The sequence below is a fragment of the Nonomuraea sp. B1E8 genome, from assembly GCF_039871515.1.
Classification (GTDB): Bacteria; Actinomycetota; Actinomycetes; order Streptosporangiales; family Streptosporangiaceae; genus Nonomuraea.
This window is the reverse complement of the sequence record NZ_JBDPLS010000008.1, coordinates 326,044-342,453: the sequence shown is the minus strand read 5'-3', so window position 1 is coordinate 342,453 and position 16,410 is coordinate 326,044. Positions and strand designations below refer to the sequence as shown.

15 protein-coding genes are annotated in these 16,410 nt (G+C 72.6%); 9 read left to right on the top strand and 6 right to left on the bottom strand.

Annotation, left to right across the window (positions count from 1 at the left end; translation table 11 throughout):
* Positions 1–26: 26 nt before the first annotated feature.
* Both ABGA98_RS27000 and ABGA98_RS26995 read right to left on the bottom strand, forming a co-directional pair.
* Entirely contained in the window at positions 27–719 is a 693-nt protein-coding gene (locus ABGA98_RS27000) for a DUF2786 domain-containing protein (RefSeq protein ID WP_347621198.1), read from the bottom strand.
* Between the two features lie 21 nt (positions 720–740).
* Positions 741–1,979: a hypothetical protein gene (locus tag ABGA98_RS26995; RefSeq protein WP_347621197.1), complete on the bottom strand. Its 1,239-nt coding sequence runs from the start codon at positions 1,977–1,979 to the stop codon at positions 741–743.
* 421 nt (positions 1,980–2,400) lie between these two features.
* On the opposite strand from ABGA98_RS26995, the gene ABGA98_RS26990 reads away from it, so the two are divergent.
* The 3 genes from ABGA98_RS26990 to ABGA98_RS26980 all read left to right on the top strand — a co-directional run bounded on the left by ABGA98_RS26990 (position 2,401) and on the right by ABGA98_RS26980 (position 4,757).
* Positions 2,401–3,579, top strand: coding sequence for a cytochrome P450 (locus ABGA98_RS26990; protein WP_347621196.1), 1,179 nt, complete (start codon positions 2,401–2,403; stop codon positions 3,577–3,579).
* Positions 3,580–3,597: 18 nt separating this feature from the next.
* Entirely contained in the window at positions 3,598–4,368 is a 771-nt protein-coding gene (locus ABGA98_RS26985) for an HAD family hydrolase (RefSeq protein WP_347621195.1), read from the top strand.
* 125 nt (positions 4,369–4,493) lie between these two features.
* Complete coding sequence (locus tag ABGA98_RS26980; protein WP_347621194.1) at positions 4,494–4,757, top strand: DUF4031 domain-containing protein; 264 nt, start codon at positions 4,494–4,496, stop codon at positions 4,755–4,757.
* Here the strand turns inward: ABGA98_RS26980 and ABGA98_RS26975 are convergent.
* Entirely contained in the window at positions 4,710–5,342 is a 633-nt protein-coding gene (locus ABGA98_RS26975; protein ID WP_347621193.1) for a metal-dependent phosphohydrolase, read from the bottom strand. The genes ABGA98_RS26980 and ABGA98_RS26975 overlap by 48 nt on opposite strands.
* 109 nt (positions 5,343–5,451) lie before the next feature.
* Between ABGA98_RS26975 and ABGA98_RS26970 the strand changes: the two genes are divergently transcribed.
* The 3 genes from ABGA98_RS26970 to ABGA98_RS26960 all read left to right on the top strand — a co-directional run bounded on the left by ABGA98_RS26970 (position 5,452) and on the right by ABGA98_RS26960 (position 8,589).
* Positions 5,452–6,612, top strand: coding sequence for an alpha-hydroxy acid oxidase (locus ABGA98_RS26970; protein WP_347621192.1), 1,161 nt, complete (start codon positions 5,452–5,454; stop codon positions 6,610–6,612).
* A 110-nt stretch (positions 6,613–6,722) separates the two neighbouring features.
* On the top strand, positions 6,723–7,142 hold the full coding sequence (locus tag ABGA98_RS26965) for a hypothetical protein (RefSeq protein WP_347621191.1): 420 nt from the start codon (positions 6,723–6,725) through the stop codon (positions 7,140–7,142).
* Positions 7,143–7,323: 181 nt separating this feature from the next.
* Complete coding sequence (locus ABGA98_RS26960; protein WP_347621190.1) at positions 7,324–8,589, top strand: hypothetical protein; 1,266 nt, start codon at positions 7,324–7,326, stop codon at positions 8,587–8,589.
* Between the two features lies 1 nt (position 8,590).
* On the opposite strand, the gene ABGA98_RS26955 is transcribed toward ABGA98_RS26960, so the two are convergent.
* On the bottom strand, positions 8,591–9,169 hold the full coding sequence (locus ABGA98_RS26955) for a sigma-70 family RNA polymerase sigma factor (protein ID WP_347621189.1): 579 nt from the start codon (positions 9,167–9,169) through the stop codon (positions 8,591–8,593).
* Between the two features lie 182 nt (positions 9,170–9,351).
* On the opposite strand from ABGA98_RS26955, the gene ABGA98_RS26950 reads away from it, so the two are divergent.
* The 3 genes from ABGA98_RS26950 to ABGA98_RS26940 are packed head-to-tail and all read left to right on the top strand — an operon-like array spanning position 9,352 to position 14,583.
* The gene (locus ABGA98_RS26950; RefSeq protein ID WP_347621188.1) at positions 9,352–10,056 is read left to right on the top strand and encodes a Crp/Fnr family transcriptional regulator; all 705 of its coding nucleotides are present in this window, start codon (positions 9,352–9,354) and stop codon (positions 10,054–10,056) included.
* Positions 10,057–10,078: 22 nt separating this feature from the next.
* On the top strand, positions 10,079–11,380 hold the full coding sequence (locus tag ABGA98_RS26945) for an oxygenase MpaB family protein (RefSeq protein WP_347621187.1): 1,302 nt from the start codon (positions 10,079–10,081) through the stop codon (positions 11,378–11,380).
* Complete coding sequence (locus ABGA98_RS26940; RefSeq protein ID WP_347621186.1) at positions 11,377–14,583, top strand: AAA family ATPase; 3,207 nt, start codon at positions 11,377–11,379, stop codon at positions 14,581–14,583. Before ABGA98_RS26945 ends, ABGA98_RS26940 begins: the two co-directional genes overlap by 4 nt.
* Positions 14,584–14,655: 72 nt before the next feature.
* Here ABGA98_RS26940 and ABGA98_RS26935 read toward each other — a convergent pair whose 3' ends face one another.
* Together ABGA98_RS26935 and ABGA98_RS26930 are read right to left on the bottom strand one after the other, a co-directional pair.
* The gene (locus ABGA98_RS26935) at positions 14,656–15,531 is read right to left on the bottom strand and encodes a hypothetical protein (protein ID WP_347621185.1); all 876 of its coding nucleotides are present in this window, start codon (positions 15,529–15,531) and stop codon (positions 14,656–14,658) included.
* A 90-nt stretch (positions 15,532–15,621) separates the two neighbouring features.
* Positions 15,622–16,365, bottom strand: coding sequence for an SDR family oxidoreductase (locus ABGA98_RS26930; protein ID WP_347621184.1), 744 nt, complete (start codon positions 16,363–16,365; stop codon positions 15,622–15,624).
* Positions 16,366–16,410 lie beyond the last annotated feature (45 nt).

Sequence of the window (16,410 nt, the reverse complement as noted above, 5' to 3'; positions counted from 1 at the left end):
GAAAGGGCTTACCCCCGGGGAACGGGTCAGCGGGCGAGCTCGGGGGCGGTGGCGGTGCTCATGCCGGTGCGGCCGATGTCCGCGCGGCGGCCCGCGGCGACCCCGTCGCGGTAGCCGGTGCCGCTCGTCCTGGGCACGCTCATCCGGATGTCCGGGTAGCGGGCCGCCACCACCCGCTCCACCTCGGCCCTGCGGTCGGCCAGCACCACCGCCGTCCCGGTGCCGGCGGACTCGGCCTCGGCGCGGGACTCGGCCTCGCACAGCAGCCGGTACACCTCGTCGGTGAACCCGAGCAACCACGACCGCCGGTAGGCTCGCACGGCCGTGACCCCCTCGGGGAGCCGTACGCGGGCGAGCCCCGAGGCCATCTGCAGCAGCAGCGAGGTGGCCAGCAGGTCGGCGCGTTCGAGGTCGGCGGCGAAGCCGAACACGTGCACCCGCTGCCCGCCCTCACCCCGCCCGATGAGCAGGGGCCGGCACCGCACCGCCTGGGCGACCAGGCTGACGAGGCGGGCCTTCTCCCTGGCCCACGGGTGGGGCAGGGAGACGATGCGGTCGCCGGGCGTCTGGCGGGTGCCCGCGGGAGGGAGCGCGTCGATGCCGTGCCTGGCCATGAGCGCCGACGCGGCCGCCATGAACGTCGCCCGTTCGTGCTCGTTGTCGGTGCGTTCGGCCTTGGCCAGGAGTTTCCTGACACGTTCGAGCGTGCGCTCCCGCAACGGTGCTCCTCCAACGACGCCTCAGGACTTCGTCAGCACCCTCCCGTCGGCCCCCAGCGCGGGGAAGGCGCCCGTGTCGACGATGCCGTGCTGGTGGTACAGAGCCTCGATGAGGGCGTGTGCCTGCGGCTCCAGCTTCCAGAGAGCACGATACTCGCGCGCCGTGGCCAGCGAGATGCCGATCTCCTGGGCGATGTCGACGGTGCGCGGCACGATGCCCTTGGCGATCTGCCGGTCCCAGTAGTCGCGCGCGGCCCGCATCAGGGCGGCCCGCTCGGCCGTACTGACCACCTGCGGGGTGGCGTCGAGCACCTCGACGTCCTCGTCCTCGTCCTCGACGAGCTCGGCCAGCGCGGGCGGCAGGGCGGGGCGGGCGGGCACCGGCTGGTGGTCGGCCTGCGGCTCCCAGGGGACGCGGGGGTCGGCGTCGATGAGGGCGGAGGTGTTGTAGAGGGCGGCGATCTGGGCCAGCAGGGCCTCCTGGCGGCTCTGGTCCACGGCCAGCCCGGTGTGCTCGACGGCCTGGTCCATGGCCTTGTCGAGCTTGCTCAGCGCGCCGCGTATCTTCCGCTCGGACGCCCCTCCCTCGCGCAACGCCTTGGCCCGCTTGGCGGCCAGCGCGACGCGGGTCAGCCTGCGGTGGGCGTCGACCTCGCTGGCCGTACGGTCGCTGACCTCGGCCAGGCCCATCCTGACCATCAGCCGCTCGGGCGTCAGCCGCCAGTTGATGCGGCCGGTGCCGCGGATGCGGTGGCGTTCGATGGCCATGCCGCGCTCCCACAGCCAGGCGGCCACCAGCGGGGCGGCCAGCCTGAACAGCGCCTCGGGCGCGCTGCGCGCGTCCATGCTGGACAGGACGGCGGTCAGGCAGGTCAGCGCCCAGACGGCGATGCCGTCGATCCCGGCGGAGAAGTTCTCGCGCATGTTGCGGCGGGCGCGCACGGCGGAGGTGATGATCGCGACCTCGATGAACGCGAACAGCAACAGCCGCAGCGGCCCGTCGAGCCCCAGCACGTCGCCGGAGAAGCGCCACATGCCCTGCGCCGACACGCCTGTGGCGATGGACGCGGCCACGATGGTCAACACGTCCTCGACGGGACGCGGGGCCACGTATCGGGCGAACAACCAGGCGGCCGCACGCCAGACGACCCTGATGACCAGGAACGCCAGCGCGAGCCCGGCCAGGCTGAGCAGCGCGATGACAGCGGTGGCGAGCGGCTTCTCTGTGACGAAGGCTGTTATGTCCTCGAATGTCGGCATCAGTCACTATCCGTGGGGGCTCTAACTCCGGCTCTATGCGACGAGATCATCGCAGAATGTCGCCATCTTGTACGCCAAACGGCATCTGCGGCCCCATTTTGCCCAGCTTTCACCCCAGTTCCGACGCTTGATCGACTCCGGAAAACCGGTTCGAGGCGACCGGGGACACCCCCGGCGGCCCTCTCGCTGCCACCGTCCGGACGGCCCGTCCAGCCATGATCGGGTAACCCGGCGGTCACATAAGGTGAGCTCCGGGAGCAGCGGGCCCGTCCGCGGGCGGAGCCGTAGGGTGGGGACGAACTCCACCGGGTCGAGAACAAATTCCTCCTTTGGTAGGGCATCAGTCGCCTTTCCGGATGGGACCATCTATGGAGGGGTTTATCCCGACATGGTGTGATGCATCCCAGCAGGACGGATATCGATGGCAGACAACGAGTTCCCTCTCGTCCAGTTCATGCGTGACGGGTTCGATCCCGTAGGTGAGCTCGGCCGCATCCGGGCCGAGCACCCCGTCTTCCCGATGGAGATCCCCGGCGGTCAGACCGTTTACCTGGTCACCCGCTGGGAGGACGTGCGCGGTGTCCTCGGCGACCACGAACGCTTCAGCAACGACTTCGCCAATGTCATCGGGCTCGGGTCCAACCAGGAGGACCCGGGCGGCCTCGGGTTCCGCGACCCACCCGAGCACACCCGGCTGCGCAAGTTCCTGACGCCCGAGTTCACCGTGCGGCGGCTGCGCAGGCTGGAGCCGCGGATCGAGGCCATGGTCGAGGAGGCCCTCGACCGCATCGAGGCCAAGGGCGCCGAGAGCATGCCGGTCGACCTGGTCGAGGAGTTCGCGCTGCCGATCCCGTCCCTCGTCGTGTGCGAGCTGCTCGGCGTCCCGTACGACGAGCGCGCCGACTTCGTGAAGCTCAGCAAGGACCGCTTCGACTTCACCGCCGGTCCCGAGGCGTCCCTGCAGGCGATCAACGACGCGATGGCGTACCTCACGGACCTCGTGGCCAGGGAGCGCCGGCAGCCGGGCGAAGGGCTGCTCGGGCAGTTGCTGCGCGACCACGGCGACGAGCTCGACGACCGCACTCTCGCCAGCATGGCCGACGGCCTGCTGACCGGCGGCCACGACACCAGCACCAGCATGCTCGCGCTCGGCACCCTGTGGCTGCTGCGCAATCCCGAGCAGGCCGCCAAGGTGCGCGAGGTCGACGGCTACATCAACGACGTCGTCGAGGAGCTGCTGCGCTACATGACGGTCGTGCAGGTCGCCTTCCCGCGGTTCGCCCGCGACGACATGGAGCTGCACGGCGTGCCGATCAAGAAGGGCGAGATGGTGCTCTGCTCGCTGACCGGCGCCAACCGCGACCCCGGCCTGGGCGACGACATCGACGTCGTCCGGCCCGGCCGCGACGTCGCGGGCTCGCACATGGCGTTCGGCCACGGCATCCACCGCTGCATCGGCGCGCCGCTGGCGCAGATGGAGATGCGCATCGCCTTCCCCGCGCTGCTGCGCCGCTTCCCCGGCCTGCGCGTGGCGGGCGAGGTGCCGTTCAGGGAACTCGCCATCGTGTACGGCGTGAAAGAGCTACCCGTCGCCTGGTAGAGCGGTTACGTTCGCACTGTGAACGAGCGCAGCGCGAACGAGCCCGTCATCGACCTGGGCGTGATCAGCGCCGTCGTGTTCGACACCGACGGCGTGGTGACCGACACCGCCCGGGGGCACGCGGCCGCCTGGAAGCACGTCTTCGACGCCTTCCTGCGCGGCCGCTCGGCGCCCTTCGACATCCGCGACGACTACCTCCGCCACGTCGACGGGCGCCCCCGGCTCGACGGCATCCGCACCTTCCTGGCCGCGCGCGGCATCGCGGTGCCTGAGGGCGCGCCCGACGACGAGCCCGGCGCGCCGACCGTGCACGGGCTCGGCCTGGCCAAGGACCAGATCTTCATGGCCCAGGTGGACAAATACGGCGTGGCCGCCTTCCCGTCCACGGTCGCGCTGCTGCACGAGCTGCGGCGGCGGGGAGCGCGTACGGCGGCCGTGTCGGCCAGCCTGCACGGCCGCAGGCTGGTGACCGCGGCGGGCGTCACGCACCTGTTCGACCTGCTGGTCGACGGCAACGACGCGGCCCTGATGAACCTGCCGGGCAAGCCCGACCCCGCCCTGTTCCTTGAGGCCGTACGCCGCCTCGACCTCCCCGCCGCCAAGGCCGCGGTGGTCGAGTCCGCGCTGCCCGGCGTCGAGGCGGGCAGGAAAGGCGGCTTCGGGCTGGTGATCGCGGTCGCCAGGGACGGCGGCGGCGCGGCCGAGCTCCACGTGCACGGCGCCGAGATCGTGCTGCCCGACCTGGGCGAACTGGCCGTGCGCGGCCGGGTCCTGCCCGTCCGGCGCTGAGGCGGCGGGCCGACCTGGCGGCCCCGGGTCGTGCCCGTCCGGCGCTGACCCGGCGGCCCATCGCCTCAGCGTCCAAGCCCGCCCGGTCGGGGCCTGGCCCCGGCGTCCTTCTATTCTTGAGGGTCGTGACCGTCCTCATCGACCCGCCCAACTGGCCGGGGCCGCGCGGCCTCATGTGGTCGCACCTGGTCAGCGACAGCTCGCTGCGGGAGCTGCACGACTTCGCGCTGCGGCTCGGGGTGCCGGAGCGGGCGTTCGACCGTGACCACTACGACGTGCCGGAGACCGTGCACGCCCGCGCGGTGTCCCTGGGCGCCCAGGCGGTCGGCTCCCGCGAGCTGCTACAGCGGCTCGTCGCCGCCGGCCTGCGCCGCCGCAAGCGCCGATAGCTCGGCGGCCAGGTTGGCGCGGGCGGCCTCCTCCCACCACTCGCGCGCCCGCGCCGTGCGGTAGAGGGAGGGCCCGGCCAGCAGCCGGCGCAGCACCTCGGAGCGCCCCTTGGCGAACAGGTCGTCGGGCACGTGGGCGTACTCCTCGCGCACGGCCGCGGCGTAGCCGGCGTAATCCGGGCCGCCGAGGACGGCGAGGTCGGCGTCGCACAGGACGGCGCCGTCGCGGTCGCCGTCGGCCGGCGTGTCGTGGGCGGCCGTCAGGCGTACCAGCCTGGCCACCTCGGCGACGCGGCCGGCGGGCACGCCGCACCTGGGCAGCCTCGACTGCGCGAGCTGGGCGCTGCGCTCCTCGTCCCAGCCCGGCCTGCCGTCGTAGACGGCGTCGTGGAACCAGGCGGCCAGCAGCACCGCCGCGGGATCGTCCGCGTCGCCGGCCAGCCGGCCGGCGGCCGCGAGCACGGCGGCCAGGTGACCGAGGGTGTGGTAGCGGCGGTGCGGCTCCGACCAGCGGGCGACCAGCTCCGCCCCGGTGGCGAGGCTCGCGGGCGAGCCGCCCGCGAGCGCGGTCCAGTGGTCGATCACCATCCCACCGTACGCGGTTCGTCCAGGATCGTTTGGTAACGTCCTGGTCATCGACGCCACACCGAAGCAGCCTCGGCGCCTGCCCCGCCGGCGGGAGCTGCGCGCCGTCATGCCCGGCCGGCCCCGCTGGTCCGCGGCGCAGCGCATCGCGGGCGCCGCCGACGTGGCCGGCCTGCGGCTGCTGGCCAGGCGGCGGGCTCCGCGGATGGTGTTCGACTACGTCGACGGCGCGGCCGAGGGCGAGCGGTCGATGGCCAGGGCGCTGGAGGCGTTCGAGCGGGTGGAGTTCGGTCCCCGCGTGCTGCGCGACGTCGCCGAGGCCACGACCGCGGTCGAGATCCTGGGGCGGCGGATCGCGATGCCGGTCGTGCTCGGCCCCACCGGCTTCACCCGCATGATGCATCGCGAGGGCGAGCCGGCGGTGGCGCGGGCCGCCGAACGCGCGGGCGTCCCGTACACGCTGTCCACCATGGGCACCACCAGCGCCGGCGACGTGGCCGCCGCGGCCCCCGGCGGGTGGAACTGGTTCCAGCTGTACGTCGTCCGCGACCGCGCCCGCAACCTGGACGTCCTGTCCCTGGCGCGGGAGGCGGGCATGGACGTGCTGGTGGTGACCGTGGACGTGCCCGTGGCGGGGGCCCGGCTGCGCGACGTGCGGCACGGCCTGACCGTCCCGCCGTCCCTGCGCTGGCGGAGCGTGCTCCAGGCGGTGCGGCACCCGGCGTGGTGGTTCGACTTCCTGACCAGCGAGCCGCTCAGGTTCGCCACCGTGGACGGCGCGCCCGACGACCTGGCGGGGATCACGAACCTGATGTTCGACCCCTCGGTGACGATCAAAGACCTCGGCTGGATCCGGTCGGCGTGGCGGGGCAGGCTGCTGGTCAAGGGTGTGCAGCGGGTCGACGACGCCAAGGAGCTGGCCGCGGTGGGGGTCGACGGGATCGTCGTGTCCAACCACGGCGGGCGGCAGCTCGACCGCGCCCCCACGCCGCTGGAGCTGCTGCCCGAGGTGGTGGCCGCCGTCGGCGACCGCACCGAGGTCTTTCTCGACGGGGGCGTCCGCACGGGCGCCGACGTGGCCGCCGCGGTCGGGCTGGGCGCGAAGGCCTGCTTCATCGGCCGCGCCTACCTCTACGGGCTGATGGCGGGCGGCGAACCGGGCGTGCGCCGGGTGCTCGACCTGCTGCACGCCGAGCTCGTACGCACCCTGCAACTGCTGGGCGTCGGCGACGTCACCGAGCTGGGCCCCGACGCGGTCCGCCTGCGCTAGACGGACGGCCGGAAGTCCGTCATCCACCACCGGACGGGTGCGTATTTCCCCGCCATCACCGGCGCTCTGCACCTTCGCACGGGGCACCGCCCCGCGGAGAGGAGGGCGACATGGCGACCGGAGAATTCCACGTGATGAAGGTGCCGGCCGAGCAGCTGGCCGGGACCCTGCATGGTCAGGTGGTCGATCCGGGTGCTCAACCCACGAAGGTCGTGCGGCGGGGCGAGGGCTGGACCGTGGACGTGAGCTGGGAGGTCACCGGTGAGCTGGTCGACTGGCTGACGGGCTGCTGGAAGCTGGAGATCATCACCGACCGGCCGGGAGGTGGTGAGTCACGGCACCCCTCTCCGCCCATGGAGTTGACCTTCACCCCTGGCTCGGGCCGGTACACCGCTTCCGTCCCGATGCGCGGCCGGCTCAGCGCCGGCACCTATGACCTCGTGGTCAACCTCACCACGGCGACCGCCGCCGGCGGCGCGGGGGCGCTCGGCGGGTACGTCGTGCTCAGCAAGATCGTGGTGCTGGACTGAGAGCGCCGCCCCGGGAGTGCCGCCCGGGGCGGCGGATCGACGATTCGTCTGCAAGCCCGTCGCAAGCGGCGGCTCCTACGCTCCTGGCTGGCGGCCACGGGGCAGAGCCGGCCGCCGACCGTATCCGACGCCGCTGGAGCGCGCTCTTCGAGGCGACGGGACCAGCAACACGGGAGACCCCATGTCCGACACTCCGATGACCGCGGACGACGTGCTGCGCATCGCGTCCTACAAGGACCGGAGCCCGGCGCTCGAAGCGATGGTCATCGCCCACAGCTACCACCGCGTCGCCGGTGACCTGGCCGCGCACCTCGGCAGGGACACCACCAACTGGTACTGCTACGCCACCTGGACGTCCAAGGCGGTCGGGGAGAGCCTCGACCTCAGCCCCGGCTCGCCGTTCATCGAGGACGCCGGCCGCCGGCTCGGAGTGCCGCAGCGGTTCATGCGGGTGTTCAGGGCCGCGCTGCTCACCCTGCTCGGCCCCAGCTACCGGCTCGGGCTGGCGCTGGCCAACCGGGCCATCTTCCTGGAGACGGCCAGCCTCGCGGTCAACCTGTGGAACGAGACGCCCGACCGCTACCTCAGGGTGAGCCCCGAGTCCGGCCTGACGCCGACGCCGCCGCGGTTCCTGACCGACCTGCTGGCCGACGCCGACGAACGCTACCTGAAGGACGCCGCGCAGCTGCTGGTCGAGGCCCGGGAGACCACCGATCCGGCGGCACGGGCCGAGCTGGTGCTGGGCGCCAACATCGCGCTGTCCGCCTACGAGCAGGCACGCGCGCAGAAGGCCCTCGAACTCGTGCTCTACCGGCCCGTCAGGTGGCTGACGCGGGTGTCGTGGCGGTCGTTGCGCTCGCTGGTGACCCGGCGGCCCTTCCCCAGGTTCCGGCTCTACAGCGCGCGGCACGAGGACCAGCCGTGGCTGACGCGCCTGCTGGAGTCGGCGTGGTCCTCCCTCTACACGCGCCACATGTTCGCGGTGCGCACGCCGCTCAGCGACGTCAAGGTCGGCAGGCCGCTCACCGCGCCCGCCGGCGTCGACCTGGCCGAGGTGTGGGCGCCGATCCGGAACGAGAAGGTACGCAAGCTGGCCGAGGAGTTCATCACCGAGGACCAGGAGGCGTCCATGGCGGGCGTCACCGACTGGGTGTCCTACCGCGACCGGATGCGCTTCATCGTCAGCTATTTCCGCGTCTACCAGAACGTCTCCGCGCTCTACGACGCCCCGTTCACCAAGGAGATCTCCGAGGGCCTGGCGGAGGAGATGAAGCGCGGCCTGGTCCCCCAGGCGGTCAGCGACATGTTCGCCGGCGATCCGGGGCTCGGCCGTCCGCGCAGGGTCTACCGCTATCCGTCGGCGACCGATCCCGACGCGTACGAGATGGAGCACTTCGACTTCGAGCCGTTCCTGGAGGCGATCCCGCTCGGCCCGGACACGAAGTGAGTCAGTCAAGGAAGTCGCGGGTGATCTCCCGAGCCTGGAGCAGCCCGCGCAGCTTCGCGAAACAGCGGGCTCGGGTGGGCCCGATGCTCCCGACCGGCCTGCCCAGCCTGCGTGCCACGTCCACGTAGTGGGGCTCGGAGGTTTCCGTGAGCGCTCTGAACAGGACCCGCTGCGCCGCCGGCAGCTCCTCGACCAGCTCGGCCAGCGTGCCCGCCAGCCAGATCCTGGCCAGTTCCCTGTCGACGTCGTCCGTGCTGCCCAGCGAATCGAGGTCGGGCGTGCAGATCTCCTTCGTCCGCCTCGTGAGCTTGAGACACTCGCGGAAGGCGATGGTCGCCAGCCAGCCCGCCATCCGCTGGCCGTCGGTCACGCTCTTCAGGTTCTGCCAGGCCAGCAGCCAGGTGGTCTGGAGCACGTCCTGGGCGTCCTCGTGGCTGAGCCTGAACCTGCGGATGCGCGCCCTGAGCATGGGGCTGAACTCCTCGACCAGCCGCTCCCACGCCGCCGCGTCGCCTTCCTGCGCGGCCGACACCAGCGCGGCCGTGGCCGTGCCGGGACGCTCGATGGTCTCCACGTGCATGTCGGTCTTCTCCCTGCCGGTCCGGGTACTAGGGGGGCCGATCCCGTCCGGCAGGTCCACCGTGCGTCGAGTGATCTGTCCGGTCTGTTCCGGACGACACAGTACGGCTGTGTTCCTCGTCACATTCCAGGCAACGGCGGCGGCTCCCTGTCCAAGCGCGGAATGCGGCCTAAAGTTCTTGCATGAAAGGGCATCTCCCCCACGACGCCGAGGCGATCGCCGCCGTGCTGGCGGAGATCCCCTTGTTCCGCGTGCTCGGAGAGAGCGGCATCCGGAGCACGGCTCAGGCGGGGCTGGCGCGGAGATACCGCTCGGGGCAGATCATCTTCCACCAGGGCGACCCGGGAGAGTCCCTCTACGTCCTGCTGGACGGCCTGGTGAAGGTGGTGTTCACCACCGAGCACGGCGACGAGATCGTGCTCAACATGCTGGGCAGGGGCGACACCTTCGGCGAGATGGCGCTGCTGGACGGCTCGCCGCGCTCGGCGTCGATCGTGACGGCGCGGGCGGCGTGGGTGTTCGCGCTGCCCAGGGCGCGGCTGCTGGAACTCATGCGGGAGCACCCCGGGCTGGCCGACGAGTTCCTGCGCATGCTCGGCCACATGGTGCGCAGGCTCACCGACCAGGCGGCCGACCTGGCCTTCCTCGACCTCGGCGGGCGGCTGGCGAAACTGCTGCTGCAACTGGCCGACAAGCACGGCCACGCCGACGGCGTGGTGGAGATGCCGGGGCTGACCCAGTCCGACCTGGCAGCGCTGATCGGCGCGTCGCGACCGGCGGTCAACCGGGCGCTGCAGTCGCTCGTGTCGCGCCATCTCATCGCCGTCAAAGGCCGGACCATCACGCTGCTGGATGTCGCCGCCCTGCGCAAACGGGGCGGCCTCTGACCGAATCTGGAGTACGGGGCATATGACGGAACAGGACGAGCGCTGGCCGGAGGAACGGTTCCGGCAACTGAGGCAGCAGGCGGATCCCGACATCGACAAGGTGGTCGCCGACTATCTCGAGGCCCAGCCCGAGGGGAGCGGCCCGCTGGAACTGCTCAAGGCCGTGGTCGCCGAGCTGGGGCAGGCCAAGCGGGAGGCGAGGGCGCCCTCGGGCGAGCCGCCCGCATCCGAGATCTTCGACGCCATCGACTTCGCCAAGGATTTGCCCGGCTGGGGCGACGACGCCGACTTGCTGGCCAGGGGGCAGGCCGTGTTCGCCGACTACGGGCTCTACCAGTCGTCCGCGCTGTTCTGCAAGTGCCTGCCGATGGCGTACGTGGAGGTGTCCAGCGCCAAGGTGCTGGCCGGCGTCTCCAACCTGGCCACGCACAGCCTCACCCGGAGGGTGGCCGAGACGGGGCAGATGCTGATCGACGTGATGGGGCTGAGGGCGACCGGCAGCCTGCGTCCTGGCGGCCCCGGGCACACCACGGCGATCGGGCTGCGCATCCTGCACTCGTTCGTGCGCGCCGTGGTCGACGAGCGCTACGCCGACCACTGGGACACCGCGAGGTACGGGCCCCCGGTCAACCAGGAACTGCTGCTGGCCACCATCTTCGACTTCTCGGTGGTGACGTGGGAGGCTCTGGAGCGCATGGGCGTCGTGCTGACCGAGGAAGAGCGCGCCGCCCACCTCTACACGTGGAGCGTCTTCGGCCATCTGATGGGCGTCGAGGCCTGCCGTGACAGGCCTCTCACGCTCGCCGACGTCGAGCCGGTCAGCGAGCGTCTCGGCCGCCTCTACGAATCCAGCGAGGAGGGCCGCCGGCTGATGGCCACGCTGCTGGCGGAGATGGAGGAGTTCATGCCCCTGGGGTGGCGCAAGCTGCCGCGCAGCCTGGTGCACTGGGTTTTCCGCGATGCCGCCCACCGTGCCGACCAGGTGCCCGAGCTGCTCCAGGTGCCGAAGCCCGCATGGTGGTTCACCGCCCTGTACGCGGCGGCGCGGTCGGCGCACCGGCACTCCTGGCTGGCCGGCCCCGTCGACGCCGTGGCCCGCCGGTTGACGCGCAAAGCCGGCAGGCACATCGTCATCGCGCTGATCGACCGCCACTCCGACGGGTCCGCGGCGTTCCGGATCCCCGAAGAGCTGGCCCGCGCCTGGCGGATCGGGCAGTCGCGCCCCGCGGTGGCGACCCGGGCGGTCCGCCGTGACGTCCGCGGCAGGTTGCGCGCGCCCGTGCGGGCCATGGAAGGGCGGACGCCGCAAGGGCCGCGCGCGTGACTCCCCCGCACGCGCCCGGCGCGCTCACCACGGCGACCATCCTGTTCACCGACGTGGTGAGCTCCACCGCCCTGCGCGTCAGGCTGGGCGAGGAGCGGGCCAACGTCGTCTTCCGCCGGCTCTACCAGCTGCTGCAGTCCGTCGTGACCGCCAACGGCTCGACGTTCACCAAAAGCCTGGGCGACGGGCTGATGGCGGTGTTCGACTCGGCCACGGCCGGGCTCGACGCCATCATCGCGGTCGAGCAGGCGGTCGCCGACGAGAACGAGCGCGCCCCGGAGAAGATCTCCATCCGGGCAGCGCTCGCCGCCGGCGACGTGTGCTGGGGGCGCGACGACGTCAGCGGGCTGCCCACGGTGGAGGCGGCACGCCTGGTCGCGCTGGCCGAGGGCGGCCAGGTGCTCTGCACCGACCTGGTACGCCGGCTGGCGCAGGGGCGGGGCAGGCACGAGTTCAAGGACCTGGGCCGGCTGCCCGGCAAGGGGCTGCGGGAGCCGCTGCACACGTACGAGCTGCACTGGCAGAGCGCCGAGCACCACCAGAGCGGCGGGCCGGCCCCGTGGCTGGACGAGAACCACGTGCTGCCTTTCGTCGGCCGGGAGGAGGAGCTGCGGGCGCTGGACGGCGAGCTGGCGGCGGCCGAGTTCGGCAGCGGGCTGGTGATCCTGCAGGGCGAGCCGGGGGTGGGCAAGACCCGGCTGGCCTCCGAGGTCGCCAGGCGGGCGCTCAAGCGGCAGTTCACGGTGCTCGCGGGGCGGTGCATGGATCCGGCGCGGCAGGCGTACGAACCGATCGCGGGCGCGGTCGAACGGCTGGCCCGCACCTCACCCGCGCTGCTGCTGCGGGCCGGGATCGACCAGCGGTGCGGCCAGCTCGTCCGGCTCGCGCCGTCGCTGGCGGCGCCGCCGCTGTCGCTGGAGGTGCCGCCCGCCACCGAGCCCGTCTCGGAGCGCTACCACCTGATGGCCGCGGCCCGCACCCTGATCGAACGCCTGGCCACCGTGCGGCCGGTGCTGCTGGTGATCGACGACCTGCAGTGGGCGACGCTGGAGTCGCTGCAGATGCTCAACGCCCTCATGTGGGACGCCGACGCCCTGCCCATGCTCGTCCTCGCCATGTCGCGGCCGTTGCCGGTCGAGTCGGCGATGCCGGAGCTGCACAAGGTGACCGCGGAAAGCCGCGTCATCCCGGTCCCCGCCCTCGGTCTCGACGAGGTCGGTCACGCGCTGGCGCAGCTGCGCACCCGCGGCGACGCCGAGCGGTTGCACCGGATCACGGGCGGCAACGCGTTCCTGGTCAGCGAGGTGGTGAGAGAGCTGGCCGCGGGCAAGGACCTCGACGCGCTGGCCGTGCCCGACTCGGTGTCCAGGATGGCCGTGGCCCGCATGGCGCAGCTCCCTCCCGACGCGCGCGACCTGGTCAACCTGCTGGCCGTCGGCGAGCGCATGGAGCCGGCCGAGCTGCGGGCCGGGCTCGACCTCGACGAGGCGCGGTTCGTGGCCGCCGTCGAGGAGGCGATGGGCGCGGGCCTGGTGAGCATGTCCGACGGCGGCTCCTGCCACTTCACGCACGAGCTGACCAGGAACGCCCTCTACGCCAACCTGTCCGCGCCGCGCGCCGGGCTGCTGCACGGCCGGGTGGCCGACGCGCTGTCGCGGACCGACCCGGACGCCATGGAGGCCCGGCCGTACGTCGTGGCCGCCCATCTGCTGGCCGCCGCCGAGCACGGCCGCGACCCCGCCCGGGTGCGCGCCGCGGCGGAGGCGGCGGTGCGCGCCGCGCAACACGCGCTGGCCGGGCTGGCCCACCGCGAGGCCGTCACCTGGTACCAGCGGGTGCTCGACCTGCTCGGCGACTTCCCCGGCACCACGCGGGAGCGGCGCGCGGAGCTGCTCGTGGAGTGCGGCAGGGCGATGTGGCTGGCGGGCCACCCTGAGGCCAGGCAGACCCTGGTGCGGGCGGCCGACCTGGCCAGGGAGTGCGAGCGACACGACCTGATCGTCATGGCCGCGCTCGGCGGCGACCGCGGCTTCTCCACCATCTCGGCGGCGCCCGACACGCAGCGCATCGCCCTGCTGACCGAGGCGCGCCGGCTGGTCGACTCCACCGACGTCAGCACCAGGGCGCTGCTGGCGGCCCAGCTCGCCTCGGAGCTGATCTGGGCGCCCAACGGCGAGCGGCGCTTCGCGCTGAGCGACGAGGCGGTGGCGCTGGCCCGCAAGTCCGGCGACCCGCGCACGCTGGCCGGCGTGCTGGGGCTGCGCAGCCTGACGATCATCCCCGCCGATCCGCTGCACCAGCGGCACCGCGACGGCGACGAGATGCTGGAGGCCGCCCGCATGACGGGCGACGACCTCGCGCTGTTCCACGCGTACGTGCAGCGCACGCCCCCGGTGCTCGACAGCGGCGACGCGGCCAGGGCGGCGACGCTGCTCGACCAGGCCGACGAGCTCGCGCACCGGCTGGCGCAACCCCAGCTCAACTGGGTGATCGGCTATTCCAGGGCCGGGCTGACCCTCATGCAGGGCGACCTGGCGCAGGCGGAGGCCGAGGCGGAGGCCGCCATGCGACTCGGCTCGGAGATCGGGCGCCGCCTGGAGGCCGTGGCCATCTACGCCGAGCAGATCGGCGAGATCCGGCGGTTGCAGGGGCGGCTGTGGGAGCTGGGCGACCGGCTGCGGCGGGCCGCCCGGGCACCGCGCGTCGACCCGGTGCACGCGGTGCTGCGCTTCCTGTGCGAGCTGGGCGACGAGGAGGCCGCTCCCCTGCTCGACCGCATCCTGGCCGACCATGGCGCCGAGCCGCCACGGAACATGGCCTACCGGCCCGCCCTCGACAACCTGGCCGTGGCCGCGTCCAGGCTGGGGCGGGCCGAGCTGGCCGGGCAGCTGTACGACGCGCTGGCCGCCGACGGCGAGACCTTCGGGCACGGCACGGTGGCGCACCACTGCGGCCACCACTACCTGGCGCACCTGCGCGTCGCCATGGGGGATCCGCGGCGGGCCTGCGAGCATTTCGAGGCGGCGGCCGAGGTGCACGAGCGGCGCGGGGTGCCGCTCATGCTGGCCGAGTCCCTGCTCGACTGGGCCGGCCTGCTGGCCGACGGCGAGGTGCGCGGGCCCGACCCGGCGGATCTGCGCGAGTGGTGCGGCTCGCTGCTGGCGGGCCGGGGAGCGCACCTGCTGGAACGCCGCCTCACGTGACCGCGGTCGCCGGGCAGGAGCCGCTGCGGTCGCGTGACCGGACGCTCCCGGCTGCGTCGTGCGACGGCCTGGTCAGGCGGGCGGGCCGGGTTCGAGGGTCTGGCCCGCTTCGATGGCGTCGCGGACGCTCCTGCTCAGGGTCTCCTGCAGCGTGTCTCCCTGGGCTTCGAGCTCGCGCAGCCCTTCGGCGTCGTCGGTGTGGGCCAGCAGAGCCCGGTACTTGTGGTTGTTGCCCAGGGCGTCCATGGCCCGCAGGGCGGCGTCGGCCTCCTCGACCCGCCCGGCGTACCGCTCCAGGCTCTCGACTCTGGCCGTCACCGACGCGACGGAGCGGCGCAGGGCCTCCTGCTGGGGTTCGAGCACGGCCAGCAGTTCGGGGGTGACGCGTCCCTGGCGGGCCTCGTCCTGCTCCTCCTGCAGGTGCGTCTGCACCCGCAGGAGCATGGCGATCTCCCACAGCTGCCTCGGCAACAGGGTCTCGTTGGCCAGGTCGTCCAGCAGCCGCCGCCTCATGACCTGGGAGGTGTAGACGGACATGACGGCTGCTCTGGCGCGTTCCAGCAGGGCGCGTGACGGCGGGGACAGCTCGTCCACCGCCACGAACCTGTCACGGTACGGCGACCGCGCCGGGTTCCGTCCCAGCCTGGGGATGAAGCAGTCGATCACGGCCAGGCGCTCGACGTCGGTGAGGGAGGGGTCGGTGACGAGGTCGACGGTACGCCGGACCCGGTCACGTTCGCGGGCGAGCCGCAGCCGCTCGTTGGCGTTGACGGCCCGGTGGTTCATGACGTCGTGCGCGACGACCAGTCCGCACAGGCCGATGGGCGCCATCAGCAGGGCGAGGAGCAGGACGCCTGATCCGAGGTGGACGTAGGCGACGAAGCCGAGCACGACGAGCGTCACGCATCCCGCGCCGGATGCCAGCGCGTACAAGCACCCCTTGGCCACGCCGTCCCCCTCGAATAGGAGTTTCCGAAGTGCCTAGAAATTCACAATAACCGCCTGATTCACGGAGATCATGAGATTTGGGGTGGCTTGTCAGCGGAGGTATGAGGCGCCGTTCAGATCGAGCACCGTGCCGCTGGCCCACTCGGCGGACGGCGACGCGAGGTACAGCACGGCCGTCGCGATCTCCTCCGGCCGCGCCACCCGCCCGAACGGGCTCTGCGATCTGATCGCGTCGCCGCGCGGCGCCTTGAGGTGCTCGTTCGTCATGTCCGTCTCGACGAACCCGGGCGCCACCGAGGCCACCGCGATGCCCCGCGGGGCGAGCGCGACGGCCAGTGACTGGCCGAAGGCGTTCAGCCCTGCCTTGCTCGCGCCGTAGGCCGGGCTGTCGGGCTCGCCGCGGAAGGCGCCGCGCGAGGAGACGTTGACGATCCGGCCTCCGGCGGGCATGTGCTGGATCGCGCACCAGGTGGCGTTGGCCGCGCCCGTCAGGTTGACGTCGAGCGTCCGCCGCCAGGCGTCCTGCCACTGCTCGTAGGACATCTCGGTGATGGGGTGGTGGAGGAAGAGCCCGGCGTTGTTGACCAGGACGTCGATGCCGCCGAGGGCGCGCGCCGCCTCGTCGGTCATGCGCCGCACGCCGTCGGGGTCGGCCAGGTCGGCCTGGACGATCACATGACCCCGGCCCGGCACCTCGTCGAGCAGGCTCTGCGCCTCCTTCGCGGAGTCGCGGTGGTGGATCGCGACCCGATCTCCCTGGGCGGCGAAGGCCGCCGCGATCGCGCGTCCGATGCCTCGCGACGCGCCGGTGACAAGAACTCCACGTCCGCTCATCCGCCGCACCTTAGCAGCACGCCACCGGGGCGCCCCGCCTGCGGT